This is a genomic window from Pseudomonas sp. FG13 (assembly GCF_057809755.1).
This window is the reverse complement of sequence record NZ_JBMDKO010000007.1, coordinates 82,114-96,612: the sequence shown is the minus strand read 5'-3', so window position 1 is coordinate 96,612 and position 14,499 is coordinate 82,114. Positions and strand designations below refer to the sequence as shown.

11 protein-coding genes and 1 pseudogene are annotated in these 14,499 nt (G+C 62.9%); 7 read left to right on the top strand and 5 right to left on the bottom strand.

Features of this window, described 5'->3' with window-relative positions; genetic code table 11:
• Nucleotides 1–6: 6 nt before the first annotated feature.
• The 5 genes from ACODTO_RS09190 to ACODTO_RS09170 are packed head-to-tail and all read left to right on the top strand — an operon-like array spanning nucleotide 7 to nucleotide 5,108.
• A complete protein-coding gene (locus tag ACODTO_RS09190) occupies nucleotides 7–1,764 on the top strand; it encodes a bifunctional alpha/beta hydrolase/class I SAM-dependent methyltransferase (RefSeq protein ID WP_175386461.1) in 1,758 nt (585 codons plus the stop codon).
• Nucleotides 1,764–3,101, top strand: a complete 1,338-nt coding sequence (locus tag ACODTO_RS09185) for a phosphatase PAP2/dual specificity phosphatase family protein (RefSeq protein ID WP_489106314.1) — start codon at nucleotides 1,764–1,766, stop codon at nucleotides 3,099–3,101. The genes ACODTO_RS09190 and ACODTO_RS09185 overlap by 1 nt, the downstream gene beginning before the upstream one ends.
• Nucleotides 3,091–3,546: a hypothetical protein gene (locus tag ACODTO_RS09180; RefSeq protein WP_489106313.1), complete on the top strand. Its 456-nt coding sequence runs from the start codon at nucleotides 3,091–3,093 to the stop codon at nucleotides 3,544–3,546. The genes ACODTO_RS09185 and ACODTO_RS09180 overlap by 11 nt, the downstream gene beginning before the upstream one ends.
• Nucleotides 3,547–3,555: 9 nt before the next feature.
• Nucleotides 3,556–4,176: a lysophospholipid acyltransferase family protein gene (locus ACODTO_RS09175; protein ID WP_139650227.1), complete on the top strand. Its 621-nt coding sequence runs from the start codon at nucleotides 3,556–3,558 to the stop codon at nucleotides 4,174–4,176.
• A complete protein-coding gene (locus tag ACODTO_RS09170; RefSeq protein ID WP_024778387.1) occupies nucleotides 4,176–5,108 on the top strand; it encodes a phosphatidate cytidylyltransferase in 933 nt (310 codons plus the stop codon). The genes ACODTO_RS09175 and ACODTO_RS09170 overlap by 1 nt, the downstream gene beginning before the upstream one ends.
• A 58-nt stretch (nucleotides 5,109–5,166) precedes the next feature.
• Here the strand turns inward: ACODTO_RS09170 and ACODTO_RS09165 are convergent, their stop codons facing one another.
• On the bottom strand, nucleotides 5,167–6,057 hold the full coding sequence (locus tag ACODTO_RS09165) for an MBL fold metallo-hydrolase (RefSeq protein ID WP_139650225.1): 891 nt from the start codon (nucleotides 6,055–6,057) through the stop codon (nucleotides 5,167–5,169).
• Between the two features lie 217 nt (nucleotides 6,058–6,274).
• Between ACODTO_RS09165 and ACODTO_RS09160 the strand changes: the two genes are divergently transcribed.
• Both ACODTO_RS09160 and ACODTO_RS09155 read left to right on the top strand, forming a co-directional pair.
• The gene (locus ACODTO_RS09160) at nucleotides 6,275–6,514 is read left to right on the top strand and encodes a type II toxin-antitoxin system RelB/DinJ family antitoxin (RefSeq protein ID WP_047702740.1); all 240 of its coding nucleotides are present in this window, start codon (nucleotides 6,275–6,277) and stop codon (nucleotides 6,512–6,514) included.
• Nucleotides 6,504–6,796, top strand: a pseudogene (locus ACODTO_RS09155) (type II toxin-antitoxin system RelE family toxin). The gene ACODTO_RS09160 and the pseudogene ACODTO_RS09155 overlap by 11 nt, the downstream one beginning before the upstream one ends.
• A 56-nt stretch (nucleotides 6,797–6,852) precedes the next feature.
• On the opposite strand, the gene ACODTO_RS09150 reads toward ACODTO_RS09155, so the two are convergent.
• Genes ACODTO_RS09150 through ACODTO_RS09135 form a run of 4 tightly spaced genes read right to left on the bottom strand, consistent with a single transcriptional unit; the run spans nucleotide 6,853 to nucleotide 14,493 of the window.
• Nucleotides 6,853–7,695, bottom strand: coding sequence for a YfaP family protein (locus tag ACODTO_RS09150; protein ID WP_489106312.1), 843 nt, complete (start codon nucleotides 7,693–7,695; stop codon nucleotides 6,853–6,855).
• A gap of 3 nt (nucleotides 7,696–7,698) precedes the next feature.
• Nucleotides 7,699–9,318: a DUF2300 domain-containing protein gene (locus tag ACODTO_RS09145; RefSeq protein ID WP_489106311.1), complete on the bottom strand. Its 1,620-nt coding sequence runs from the start codon at nucleotides 9,316–9,318 to the stop codon at nucleotides 7,699–7,701.
• Nucleotide 9,319: 1 nt separating this feature from the next.
• Nucleotides 9,320–13,888, bottom strand: coding sequence for an alpha-2-macroglobulin family protein (locus ACODTO_RS09140; RefSeq protein WP_489106355.1), 4,569 nt, complete (start codon nucleotides 13,886–13,888; stop codon nucleotides 9,320–9,322).
• Complete coding sequence (locus tag ACODTO_RS09135) at nucleotides 13,885–14,493, bottom strand: DUF1175 domain-containing protein (RefSeq protein ID WP_241801658.1); 609 nt, start codon at nucleotides 14,491–14,493, stop codon at nucleotides 13,885–13,887. The genes ACODTO_RS09140 and ACODTO_RS09135 overlap by 4 nt, the downstream gene beginning before the upstream one ends.
• Nucleotides 14,494–14,499: the final 6 nt, after the last annotated feature.

Below are 14,499 nucleotides of genomic sequence, written 5' to 3'. Positions count from 1 at the left end.
CTTGCAATGCGCGAAGCTCAAGACCGGACATTCACCACCCATGATGGCGTGGAGTTGTTCTACCGGCACTGGCCGGCCGTGGCCGTGGACCCGGGCGAACCCCGTAAGGCCGTGTTGTTGTTTCACCGAGGTCATGAGCACTCCGGGCGCATCGCGCATCTGGTGGATGAGCTGGACCTGCCCGGTTTCGAGTTCTTTGCCTGGGACGCCCGCGGCCACGGCCAGTCTCCCGGTGAACGCGGTGACAGCCCGAGTTTCGCCACCAGCGCGCGGGACGTGCAGACCTTCTGCGACCACATCGGCGCGATGCATCAGATCGACGAGCAGAACATCGCCGTGGTGGCGCAAAGCGTCGGCGCGGTGATCGCGTCTACCTGGGTTCACGATTACGCGCCGCGCATTCGCTCCCTGGTGCTGGCGTCGCCGGCGTTCAAGGTCAAGCTGTACGTGCCGTTCGCCCGCCCGGGCCTGGCGCTGATGCGCAAGTTTCGCGGCAACTTCTTCGTCAACAGCTACGTCAAGGCCAAGTTCCTCAGCCATGACCCGGAACGGGTGGCGTCCTATGACAGCGACCCGCTGATCACCAAGGCGATTTCGGTGAACGTGCTGCTGGGCCTGTACGAAGCCGCCGACCGCGTGGTCGCCGATGCCCAGGCGATCCAGGTGCCGACGCAGCTGTTGATCTCCGGTTCCGACTTTGTGGTGCATCGCAAACCCCAGGAACAATTCTTCGAGCGGCTGGGCAGTCTGCACAAGGAAAAACACATCCTGCCGGGGTTCTTCCACGACACCCTGGGCGAGAAGAACCGCGCGCCGGCCGTCGCCAGTGCACGCCGTTTCATCCTGCAGAATTTCGCCCGCCCGCTGGACCGCCCTTCCTTGCTGGATGCGGACCGCATCGGTGCGACCTGCGCCGAGTCCGAAGCCCTGGCAACACCCCTGCCCCACAATTCGTTGCGCGACCTGTACTGGCGCATGACCCGCGCCAGCATGCGCTTCGGCAGCAAGCTGTCGGCCGGGGTGAAGTTGGGTTTCGACACCGGTTTCGATTCCGGCAGCACCCTGGACTATGTCTACCGCAACCGCCCCACCGGCACCTCGCCGATTGGCAAGATGATCGACCAGAACTACCTGAACTCCATCGGCTGGCGCGGCATTCGCCAGCGCAAGCTGAACGTCGAGGAGTTGCTGCGCCTGGCGATGGGCAAGTTGCGCGAAGAGAATCGCGAGGTGCGCATCGTCGACATCGCCGCCGGTCATGGCCGTTACATTCTCGAGGCGCTGCAAGGCGTCAGCCCGTTGCCTGAGTCGATCCTGCTGCGCGACTACAGCGATATCAACGTGCGCGACGGCAGCGCGCTGATCGTCGAAAAAGGCTTGGGTGACATCGCCCGGTTCGTCAAAGGCGACGCCTTCGACCGCCAGGATCTCGCGGCGCTGGAGCCCAAGCCGACCCTCGCCGTAGTGTCTGGCCTGTACGAATTGTTTGCCGATAACCAGATGGTCGGCGGCTCGCTCGCCGGCCTGGCTGAAGCGGTGGAGCCTGGCGGTTACCTGGTCTACACCGGCCAGCCATGGCACCCGCAACTGGAACTGATTGCCCGCGCCCTCACCAGCCACCGTGCCGGCCAGGCCTGGGTGATGCGTCGGCGCAGCCAGGCCGAAATGGATCAATTGGTCGAAGCGGCGGGCTTTCGCAAGATCACCCTGCGAGTCGATGAGTGGGGCATCTTCAGCGTTTCGCTGGCGCAGCGCGTGCAGTGATGAGTGCCGTCATCGCACCGCCCCGCGAACCTGCCCTGCTCAAACCGGCGGTGTACTGGCTGCTGTTGCTCGCGCCGTTGTTCTTCAGCACCTACGGTTTCGCCACCTGGGTGACGGCCCAGCGCAACGACGTCGGCAGCCTGGTGTTCGGCTGGGAAAGCCACATGCCGTTCCTGGCCTGGACTATCGTGCCTTACTGGTCGATCGACCTGCTTTACGGCCTGTCACTGTTGCTGCCCACCAGCCGCACCGAACTCAAGCGCCACGCCCTGCGCCTGCTCACGGCCCAGGCCATTGCGGTCAGTTGCTTTCTGATCTGGCCGCTACGCTTCACCTTCCCCCGGCCGGAAATGGATGGGGTGTTCGGTTGGCTGTTCGAGGTGCTGGCCGGTTTTGACAAGCCATTCAACCAGGCACCGTCGTTGCACATCGCTTTGCTGGTGATTCTCTGGGTTTGCTATGAGCGGCACTTGCGAGGCATATGGCGCTGGGTGATGCACGGCTGGTTCGCGTTGATTGGCGTGTCGGTGCTGACAACTTACCAGCACCACTTTGTCGACGTACCGACCGGCGCATTGGCCGGTTGGCTGTGCGTCTGGCTGTGGCCGCTGGACCGGCCGAGTCCACTGCAAAGCGCTCGGCTGACGTCGGACCGCAGCCGCCTGCAACTGGCCCTGCGCTACGGCGTGGGTGCGGCGGCGTTGTTCATTCCGGCGTTTGCCTTCGGCGGCGCGTGGCTCTGGCTGATCTGGCCGGCGGTGGCGGTACTGTTTGTGGCGCTCAATTATCTGCTGTTCGATGCCGGCGGCTTCCAGAAGCGGGCCGATGGCCAACTGAGCCCAGCGGTACGCTGGTTGTTGGCGCCGTATCTCGCCGCCGCCTGGATCAATTCCCGCTGGTGGACGCGCAACCATCCGCAGCCGGATCACGTGACCGACAACGTCTGGCTGGGTCGCATTCCCACGCCACTGGAGTTGAAGGACAGTGCGTTTACCGGGGTGCTCGACCTCTGTGCCGAAATGTCCATGGACAGCACCGGGATTGCCTATCGCTCGCTGCCGGTGCTCGACCTCACGGCACCGACCGCCGAGCAATGCCTGGAGGCCGCGCTGGCCATTGAACAACTGCGCCAGCGAGGGCCGGTGCTGGTCTGTTGCGCCTTGGGTTATTCGCGCAGCGCTACCGCCATGATCGCCTGGCTGTTGCACAGTGACCGGGCGGCCAGTGTCGATGCCGCGATTGTGCAGCTCCAGCGCGTCCGCCCCCATATCGTTTTGCATCAGGCGCACCGTCAGGCGCTGGAGCCACTGCGCAAAGGCCATCGCCATGAACAGTGATATGCAACTGCACGCCGTGGCGAGCCTGTTGCGTCGAGGCCATTCGCTGGACCAGTTTTCCACCGGTCTGACCCTGCTGGCGGCGCTGCTGGGGTTGGGGCAATGGCTGGTGGGCAGCGTCGACCCCTGGTTGCTGCTGTTCAGCATCACGCTGTTCAGCCTCGGCGTGTTGCAAAAATACTGGGCGTTGCGCGTGGCGTTCGATGCCGATCTGTTCCAGCGCGTGGCTGACGGTATCCAGCCATTGGCCGAACGCACCCAGGCACTGGATCAGGCCTTGAGCACGCTAGGCCTTCAGCCGGTCGAACGCGCTGGCCGCCCCTGGAGCGAACGCAGCCACGGCGCCTTGCGGTTGCTGCGCACGCAGTCGCTGTTATTGGCCGCACAAATTGTCTTGACGCTGGGCTTCATCCTGGCCAGCCCTTGGTTAGCTTTTACAGGATAAGGAATCCTCATGCTCGAACCCGTCGTTGCCAACCTCATCACCTCCGCGGCCCGCATGGTCACGGGCGCCCGCAGCCTGTGGCTCGGCAGCGCGCCGCAGCCGGTGCAGCGGATCTATTTCGCCAACCACAGCAGCCACGGTGATTTCGTGCTGCTCTGGGCCTCACTGCCGCCGGCGCTGCGCAAGCTCACCCGGCCCGTGGCGGGTTCCGATTATTGGCAAAAGAGCCCGGTGCGTCGCTACATCATCAACCGGGTGTTCAACGGCGTGCTGGTGGATCGGGAGCGCAAGGACCCGTCCTACAACCCTCTGCAACCGATGCTCGAAGCCCTGGAAAATGGCGACTCGCTGATCATTTTTCCCGAAGGCACGCGCAACCCCGACGAAGGCTTGTTGCCGTTCAAGAGCGGGATCTATCACTTGATGAAGAGCCACCCCGAGGTCGAGGTGATTCCGGTGTGGATCGCCAACCTCAACCGTGTCATGCCCAAGGGTCGCGTGCTGCCCCTGCCGCTGCTGTGCACCACCAGTTTCGGCGCACCGCTTCGCATCGAAGACGGTGAAAGCAAAGAGCATTTCCTTGAACGCAGCCGCGCCGCACTGCTGGCACTGGCCCCGGAGCACGTCTGATGGATCGATATACCCTGATGTTGTTTGGCGGGATTGGCGCGATTCTGGTGCTGGCCTCGCTGATCGGTTTCATTCTCAAGCTGAAGACCAAAGGTACGCCGAACTCGGTCATCGACAACCTCAACGCGCGAATCAACGCCTGGTGGATCATGGTGCTGGTGATCGGCGTCGCGTTCTGGCTCGGCAATGCGGCGGTGATCCTGCTGTTCTATGCGGTGTCGTTCTATGCCCTGCGGGAATTCCTGACCCTCACACCGACCCGACGCAGCGATTATCCGGCGCTGGTGGCCGCGTTCTACCTGGCGCTGCCGCTGCAGTATCTGCTGATCTACTACGACTGGTACGGGCTGTTTTCGATCTTTATCCCGGTCTATGTGTTCCTGCTGCTGCCGATCCTGGCGTCCCTGGGAGGCGACAGTACGCACTTCCTGGAGCGTGCGTCCAAGGTGCAGTGGGGATTGATGATCGCGGTGTTCTGCATCTCCTTCGTGCCAGCCTTGCTGACCCTGGATATCGCCGGTTTTGAAGGACGCAACCTGCTGTTGATCGCTTACCTGGTGATTGTGGTGCAACTGTCGGATGTGCTGCAGTACGTGTGCGGCAAGCTGTTCGGCAAACACAAGATCGCGCCGAACCTGTCGCCGTCGAAAACCGTCGAGGGCTTTGCCGGCGGTATTTTCCTGGCCTCGCTGATCGGCGGCGCGCTGTGGTGGATCACACCGTTCAATCCTTGGCAGTCGTTCCTCATCGCCTTGCTGATCAACCTGCTGGGCTTTGCCGGCGGTATCGTCATGTCGGCGATCAAGCGCGACCGGGGCGTCAAGGATTGGGGGCACATGATCGAAGGTCATGGCGGCATGCTCGATCGGTTGGACTCGGTGTGCTTCGCCGCGCCGATCTTCTTCCATCTGGTGCGGTACTGGTGGACCTGAAAAAAAAGCCCACTTGAAGTGGGCAAGGGGAAACGAGCGCTCTGCACGCCGAGAAGCGTCAGCTTGACTGTTTGCCGGTGGCGGATGGCATAGCGGTGCAATCGCCCCGGACCTTGCGCGCCCGGGCCAGGGCGCGCTCCCATTCCCGGGCATCGTGACTGCAGAAAATGTCCACGGGCTGATGGTTGCGGGACAGTGCCAGTTCCCGCAAACGCCCCTGGTTATGCAGGCGCGCCGGGCGATGGGTGTCCATCATGTACTGGTAGAACTTCAGGCCCGGTGGGCAATGGGGTTCGGGCTGATGGACTTCATCATGAAAGAAATACGCGTCGCCGGCGTGCAGCATCCAGCCGTCCGGGGTGCGCAGGGCGATTCCGGCGTGACCGGCGGTGTGGCCCCGTAGCGGCACCAGGAAAATGTCCTCCTCTTCCGCACCGATCAGTGCCCGCACCGAATCGAAGCCAAACCAGGTGTCGCCTTCGGTGGTGTAGAACTCCCAACTGTCCACACCCTGCCACTGGCGGGCCTGGAACCGACGCCGACTGATCCAGGTGTTTGCAGAGCGGGCCACCGCCATTTCATCGCGCATCACATGTACCCGGGCCTGGGGGAAATCCTGCAGCCCGCCGGCATGATCGAAATCCAGATGGGTCAGTAGGATATGGCGCACATCGTGGGCGTCGAAACCCAGGCGCCGTACCTGTTCCAGGGCCGTGAGGCGATGTTCGAACTTGATGTTGTTGAAGACACGAAAGAATCGGCTCAGCCGCTCCGGCGTCTGGATATCCCGTTGGCCGAACCCGGTGTCCACCAGGATCAGGCCGTTGGTGTCGGTTTCAATCAACAGGCAATGACACACCAGACACGCCGTCAGCCCCCCGCTATAGCCATCGAACAAAGCCCCACCCACCGGGCACATGCAACCGCAGTTCAGGTGATGGACGCGCATGGGTGGCCTCCTGTCGCGAGGGTGGGCTTGCCCTGTTTTATGAATGGGCTCTTTGAAATCGACTGGAAGTCAGGAGGAGAATTCAGGGGAGGCGACAAGCGGCGGCACCCGTCAGACCTCCTCTTCGTCTGAAAGACACCCGATCAGCAAATCGAGGTTGCCGAATACAAGAGGCAATTGTTAACGTAACGTCAAACGTCATTACAAGTACCACCCCATGGCTTCTATCAACATTCGCATCGACGACGACCTGAAGCAGCGATCATTCGCCGAGCTGGAGAAGCTCGGCGTCACACCTTCCGAGTTGCTGCGTCAGACACTTCAGTACGTAGCAGAGCGAGGCAAGCTGCCTTTTAAAGCAGCTCTGCTCAGTGAAGAAGACGAAGCACTCATTGCGGTGGTAACGGAGCGTCTTTCCAACCCTCAACGAGTGAAGGTCAGCCTGGATGACCTATAGCCTCGAGTTTGATCGACGTGCATTAAAAGAATGGAACAAGCTAGGCGATACACTGCGACAACAGTTCAAAAAGAAACTGATCGAGGTACTTGAAAACCCTCGCATCGAAGCCAATCGACTTAGACAACTTCCCGACTGCTACAAGTTGAAATTGCGAAGCGCCGGTATCGCCTGATCTACCAAGTTATTGATCAGGAAGTTGTGGTGCTCGTTGTTGCGATAGGAAAACGCGAGCGTGAAGCAGTTTATCAAGATGCGCAGGAGCGCATCTCATCCGATTGATAAGCGCTCTCCGAGTAGCCTATTGAATTGTCCAACCGCTGTCGGACAATTCCTTTTCACGGATAGCTAAAGCTCTTCACCAACGTCAGCTCCCCCACCGCCCGCATCGGCACGACGAACGTTTCCATCTTCTCGCTCGGGGTGCCTTCCTCGGTGATCACGGTGACTTGCGCCGTGGTCAGGGCTTGCACCGCGTCCTGGCCGCCGCTGCTTTCCCCGTCGCCTTCCTCATCATCCGAAACGCTGCGATAGCCGCCGCCGTAGTAGTTCAGGTAGACCTGGTATTGCCCCTTGATCGGTGCGGGCATGGCGAAGATTTCCGGGCCGTAGCCGGTGGTGACGTCGACGTCGAGGACCGCGCCGTTGGGGGCGACGCGGTCGCCGTACCAGATGTGAGCGCCGTCCGGGGTGATGACGTGCAGGTCCAGGTCGGTGCCGTCACTGTCCCAGGTCAGCAGCACCCGCAGCTTGGCCGGTGTGGCGCCGCCGCTGGTGTTGAGGAACTGGGTGCGGTGACGGTGCTGGCCATCGGGGCTGCGCACCTCGACGCTGTTGCTGCCGTTGGGGAACGAGAACGGCCGGTCGAAGCGACCTTCCTCATTAAGTTTCAACGGCAAGGCCACACCGTTGACGATGAGCTTGCCCGGGTCATTGCTGTCCTTGGGCATGGCCTTGATCTGGCCGGTGATGCGCGCGGTGTTGGCCTGGCCCTGGGGCGTATTGACCGACGAGGCCGGGTAATTGACGGTCTGGCTGAAGTTTTCACCTTCGCCGCCCGGCGCCCCGCTGCGCCACCCACCAATCGGAGTGTCGAGTTTGATCTCATCGGCGGCAATGGCCAGGGGCAACGCGGTCATGGCGCAGAGCAACAGCAAGACCTGTGGGTAACGGAGTGTCATGGTCTATTCCAGCAAGAGGTGACGGGCGAGCCCTTCGATATAGTCTTCGTCCTGGCCGTTGGGATGAGCTTCAAAGGCCAGGTGCAAATATTCGTGAGTCAGGTCGAGACGGTCCTGCAGCGACAGCACGCCACGGACGTAGATGCGCTGGCGTTCGCGGTCGACGTAAGGCCGGCCGAAAGCGACGCGGCACACCGCGAATGAGCTGATTTCGTTGTAGCCCACTTCGCTTTCCAGCCTGGAACGCCAGCCTCGACGCTGCTTGAGCAACCAGTCCTGGGCGGCCGGCAGTGCTTCGCAGGACGCCACCGGATTGTCCCAGCGGCTGAGGCTGGCACGCGGATAGGCATGCAACAGAATGGCGTCGTAGCGTTGGCCGGCGTTGGCTTGTTCTACGGCTTGCAGCCAGGACAATTTGTCCGGGCCGGATTGGTCGGAGTGATAGGTGACGTCGGTGCCGGCCAGGACCAGATCGCTGGTCCAGGCCGCGACAGCGCGGGTTTCCGGTGCCGCCGGGCGTGGCGCGACGCGCTGGCGATGGCTGCTGTCGTCGATGCTCAGACAATCGCCGTTGCGTTGGGCGTTTTGCAGCAGGTAGGTGCGGATCGCCACGGCCAGGGCCTTGGCCGCCTCGGCGGGCTCGGCCTTGGCCTCCCGTTGCAGGACTCGGGCGACATACTCCTCCCGATCCAGGCGCGCCACCAGCTTGCCGGGCGTGAGGAACAGCTCGCCATCGCTGTGGATATCCAGCTGATTGCCATTGGTGAACTCGACACGGTAATCGCCCCGCAACTGACCCGGCGAGGCTGGCTGGTTGCCCGACATGACCCGCTGCAACGGATAACGGGCAAACAACCCCACTTCCACGCAACGCCCGGTTTCGGCCGGCCACTGGGTCGGCAGCGCCGTGGCCAGTCCATCACCGAACACCTTCAGGACCTGCTGGCTGGTGCCGCGTCCACCGGCCCATACGGGCGTGCCGTCGGCCAGCCAACCGGCGAAACCGCCCTGGCGTGACGAAGGTCCCTGGTCACCCAGCCAGCTCCAGGTCTTGACTCGCAAACGGCTGCCCAGTTGCCCGACGAGGCGACCATCCGCCGCGTTGAGGGCCACGTCCAGCAGCACCCGGCGGGCCTGGTCCTGAGCCGGCAGCGTCGCCAATGCCTTGAGTAATTGCGCGACGGGAACCTGTTTTTGCGGTTGCAGGGCCGGCAGGTCCAGCAGCCACTCGGGCGCCTGACGGATCTGCCAGTAGTCGCGCCAACTGGCGGCCGACAACCCGAGCCGCTGCGGTTCGAAATACAAGCCGCAGGACTTCACCAGTGCCTGATCGCGACCGATGCTTTTCCCGGCGCTGCAGCAGTAAACCTCTTCTTTCGACTCACCGCGGCACTCATAGGCCGGCTCGTGGGCATCGGTGTCCACCAGCCACGCGTAGACGAACAACTTCCACAGACTGCCCAGCGGGGTCTGCAGGGAATCGGGCAATGGCTGGCGATCGAGCACCTGGGTCTGGCTCACCCGCAGCAACTGGCCATCGAAGGCCAGGCGCAAGGGTTCGTCCTGCGCTGTCGCCAACGCAGGTATCAAGCACAACAACCAACCCACCCACCGCAGGCGCATGTCAGTTGACCGTGACCTGGCCGAGCGCTGGTTTCTTTTCCCAGGCCTGGTTCTGTGGTGCGTAGACCTGAGTGAAGCGCACCGGTGGCAGGTTGAACTGCCCTTTCTGGGAGAAACGCACCAGATGACGCAGGCGCAGTTCGCCACTCAGGGCATCCACCGGCACCGCATAAGCCATCTGGCCCGGCTCGAAGCGCGCCTTTTCCAGCGACGTCGGTTCGCTGTCGGCTTTGCCCTGCAACTGGATGCCCCAGGTAGTGCGTTCCACGTCGGCGCCCGGCGGCAGCGGTACTTCGAGCATGCCGTAGCGCAGCGGTACGGTGGCCTTACTGTTGATGATCACTTCATCCAGGTAGAGGCTGTCGCTGGACAACGGCTTGTTGCCCACGGCCTCAAGCGTGAAGGTAAAGGCATCGCCACCCGGTACCAGGCGCGACAACCGACGGGTGATGGACACTGCCATCGGTGCCACTGGTGGTTGCTGGCTCTGGAAGCTCAGCGCCGCTTGCAACGGACGCTGCTGCGCACCGCTGAGGGTCAGCGTGGTCGGCAACTGCGCGCCCAGCCACTGCCAGTAGGTTTCCCCGGTGGCGCCTTGGCGGGCTTTCCAACCTTCGCCAGGAGCCAGCGCCACGGCCGGCGACGCCTGCTCGATGCTGCGCTGCAACCAGGTCAGGGCCAGGGCCCGTTCCAGGGTGGACTGTTGTGGCAGCAGTCGTTCCAGCAACGCGGCGGCTCGGGCCTGATCGAAGGTTTGCAACGACAGCACCAGGGCCTGGGCAAACGGCTCGACGCTGACGTCCAGTTGCTGTTGCGCGGCGGCCAGTTGACGGTTGAAAGCATCCGGCAGCGGCACTTTCGCCTGCTTGGCGAGGGCTGCGGTCAGTACCCGAGCACTGGCCAGCCCCAGGGCCGAATCCGGTGCGTTCATGACCAGGCTGTCGTCACCGTTGTCCATCACGCTCCCGGCGCTGCCTGCACCGGCCTTCGCCAGATCGTCCATCAGACCGCTGAGCAAGGTGTTCACCGGCAGTTGCATCTGCTTGGCGAACGACAGGATCAATGCGCGCTGCAACAGCGGCGTGTCACCGGCCTGCTTGGCGTAGACCTCAAGTACACGCTGCCAGTGTTCCGGCGGCAGGCTGATGTCCAGCGCCTTGCTGGCGTGCCAGTCGGCGTAATAGGCATAGGCGGTCAGGAAAGCATCCGGCTCGCCGTCCTGGCCCCACCAGGTGAAGCTCGCCGATGGGCCGGCCATCTGCACCAGGCGCAGGCGACTGTTCTGCATGATCAGGCGCAAGCGGTCGCGGGTCTGCGAGTCCGACGCCAGGGTCGGGTACGCGATGCTCAACGGCAGCAGGCTACTGGCGGTCTGCTCGACGCCACCGTAGGGGTAACTCAACAGGTCGTCCAGGGCGGAACGGAACAGCGCTTGCGGGCTGTCGTCCAGGCGCAGGCGGACATCGCTGGCGTCGGCCGGCAAGGTCAGTGGCGTGTCGCCGACGGCAACATCGAGGCGTTGGCTTTGGGTAACCTGCCAGCCATTGCCGACGGCGTTCAGGTGAACGGCCAGGGCGTCCTGGGTTTCACCGCTCAACTGCAATTGAACACTCAGGTCACCGCTGCTCAACTCCATGGCTGGCAGCGCCACGTAGTTGATACCTTTCTTCAGGTCCGCCACCACACGTTGCTCGGCACCGGCGTAACGGATCAGCAGTTCCGCCTTCAACGGTTTATCCGACTGGCTGAACGCGAACAGGCCCAGTTGCGGCTTGTCGCCGGTGCGGAACCGGGTCGGGCCGCTCCACTTCAGGTACAGCGGTTTTTCCGAAGCGATGAATTGCTTTTTCTGACCGACCTGGCCGTCGTCGGAGATGGCCTTGGCGGTGATGCGCCAGCGGGTCAGCGAGTCCGGCATCTTGAAGGTGAAGCGGGCCTTGCCGCTGGCATCGGTGACCAGCTCCGGCTGCCAGGCAGCCGTGTCCACATCTTCACGACGCGGCCGCTCCAGCACCTTGACTCCGCGTTCGCTGCGGTTGGCCTTGCCCGGCGCACCCGGACTGCCCGGCAATGCCACGTCGTAGCTGATGAACGACAGGCTGGCGCTGGTGCGCACGTTGTTGCGGCGCGGGTGATAGAAGAACTGATCGATGGTCGGCGCCACTTCCGGTTGCAGGGCGTAGATCATTTCATCCACGACACTGACGGTCAGGTGCGCCGGAATCGCCTTGCCGGCGAACTGGGTGCTCAGGTCCACGGTCACTGTGTCGCCAGGCCGGTAGGTGGCCTTGTCGGTGACGACAGCGACGTCGATCTGCGGCGTAACCACCTTGATGCCGGCGTTCTGGAAGCTGTATTGGCCACCCTTGGTGTACAGGACCGAGAACGTCATGTTCGGCGCAAAGTTGTCTTTCACCGGGATGCGAGCACGGTATTGGGTCGGGCTGAGGCTTTCCATTTTCAGCCAGTCGCCGCCCTTGGACAGCAGCGCCGTGGCCTCGACCTTGTCCCGTTCCAGGGACAGCAGCGCATCGCTGACCGGCTCCGGGAAGGTGATCAGTGCCAGTGCTTCGTCACCAGCCTTGTATTCCGGCTTGTCGAGGACGATCTCGACGGTGCCCGGCACGGCCTTGACGCCTTCGCCGGTCACCGCATGAGCCGCGGCGCCGATGACCCGGCCGTGGTCGTCCTTGAGGGTGAGGTTGTAGGTACCGGGACGGTCAAAGGCCACGGTGAAGCCCTTGTCCTTGGCCGTCAGCTTGCCCTCGCCAGTGCTCTGGTCTTCCAGGCGTACCCAGGCGTAGCCGGCCGGCGTCACGGCCTTGCTCTGTTCGCTGCCGCCTTCGTTGACGTAGCTGAACGCGACCTTCTCGCCGGCCGCACTGAAACGCTGGCGAGCGCTCAGGCGGAAATTCGCGGCACCGCGGTCAATGAGGATTTCCTTGGTGGTCTTGACCCGATACGCCGCGCCATCGCTGGCAAACACGGTAAGCGTGTAGCGGCTCGGCTTGTCGGCGGCCGGCAGTTCGAGCGTCGCGACGCCCTGGCCGTCGGTGGTCACTTCACTGCTGGTCAACTCCACCGGGAATTGCCCCAGGTATTGCAGTTCGTTGTCTACCATCGACAGTTGCTGGGCCCGCAGGCTCAGGCTCACCGCGGCATCGACCACGGGCTTGCCGTCCGGGTACAGCAGCACGAGGTTGCCCTTGACCAGCTCGCCGGTGCGGTATTCCTGCTTGGCCAGGTTCAAGGCGATCTCGAAATGCGGCTTGATGTATTCAGCCACGCGGAAGGCGCTGCTATAGAGCTGGTCCTTGTAGCTGAAGCGCAGTTCATAGCCACCGGCCACAGCGTTTTCCGGCAGTTGGAAACGGCCTTGGGTACCGGCCTTGGAGTCCAGTTTCAGGGCCAGGGTCTGCAGCGCGGTGCCCGTGGCATCCAGCACGCTGACGTTGACGTCGGCCGCCGTCGGTTGCACCGAGTCGCGGGCATTCTTGAACTCACGGCCGACGATCTTCAGCGAGACCCAATCCCCCGGGCGATACAGCGGTCGGTCGGTGAAGGCGTAGAGCTTGGTGTCGTAGATTTCGCTGTCGTAGTAGAAGTTCTCGGAGACGAATACCCCACCCTCCTCATCCTCGCCAATCACGAACGAACGCTCCGGGCTGACGTGTTTGAGGCGCAGCAGGCCGCTTTCATCGGTAGCACCGCTGTTCATCACGCCCAGGCCGTCGGTCCACAGCACATTGACCTTGGGCACCGAGCTGCCTTCATGTTTGCGGGCGGCCCAGACCAGCAGCTCGTCGCCGGAAATCTTGCTCACCGCCACGGTGTTCGAGACGAAGACCATGGTGGTCGCCCGGTACTTGCCGACCAGTGCTTCCACCAGGTACAGGCCTGGTTTGAGCTGGCCGAGCGGGACGTAGACGTTGCCCGGCGCGACGTTGACGAACTCGCTGGACGAACCGGCCAAATTGACGCCTGCCGGCGGCTGGATCGGCTTGGCCTGCCACAGCGGATAACGGAATTGGCTGACCAGCGGCAGGCCAGGGATCAGGGCGAACTGGGCCGGAGCCTCGTAAGGCGTCGGTGCGACCAGAGCGTCACCGATCTTCAGCTCCGGTACTTCTTCGGTGACCTGTTGGCGGGACTCGTAGGAGAACGCCCGCTGCATGACCCGCCGGGACTTGCGGTACCAGTTGTCCCACAGGTACGCGAGGGTGTTCGAAAGCCCTTCACCCTTGAACTGGCCGTCGCTGACGACGCGGTGCAGGTTCTTCTGGCGCTTGAGGAAGTCCAGGGGCTTTTCGATGCGATAGACTCGGATATCGGCGCCACCGTAAGGCTCCATGCGGAACCGGCGATAGTCGCGGCCCGGTGCCTCGAGGCGGACCATGGCCTGCTCATCGCTGGCAAAACTGCTGTCGGCCAGCAGGAAGAAGCTTTCACCGGACACCGGCGTGTAGCCGCTTGGTTCCACCGTGTCTTCGGCGTGAACGAAGGAGGCCAGCAACAAGGCAAACAGCAGGGACAGTTTCGAACACAAGCGCAGCATGCGGGCACCGGTCATTGGGAGAGAAAGTTGAGTCGATAGACGCCGATGAAGTTGGGGTTGGCTGCGTCGGGTATCCATCGGGTGTCCTTCCAGTTCATGAGTTGTTGCAGGCTTGCGGAGCGCATGCCGTTGTCGGTAGGGGTTGTGGTGCCGGTGTGATAGGCGATGTAGCGACCCATCCAGATCATCAGGTGCTGGTCATCGCCCTGATCGAAGAACATCAGGTCGCCGGGACGGGCCTGGGCCACGTCACGGCCCACCAGGCGACTGTTGAATTGAATCAACTTGATGGCGTTGACGTAGGGCCCGACCTTGCCGCCGCCCTGCTGCCATTGCTGGGCCAGGCGCCGCTGCTCGTCGCTCAGCTCAAGCTCCGGCGGCAGGTAGCGATTGGACAGGCCGTTGCTGCGCAGCCATTTTTCGTTGTGGACCTTCAGCGCTTCGTTGGCGGCAAAACGCACCAGCCCGGCACAGTCCTGCTGATACCAACGCGGACTCGGGCCCCGGCTCAGTTGCTCCTCGGCGATGCGCACGAACCAGGCACGGAACACCTGGGATTGCTGCACATCCAGCGACGGCGCTTCCATGGCGAACGCCTGCCCTCCCAGGAACAGTGCCATCAGCCC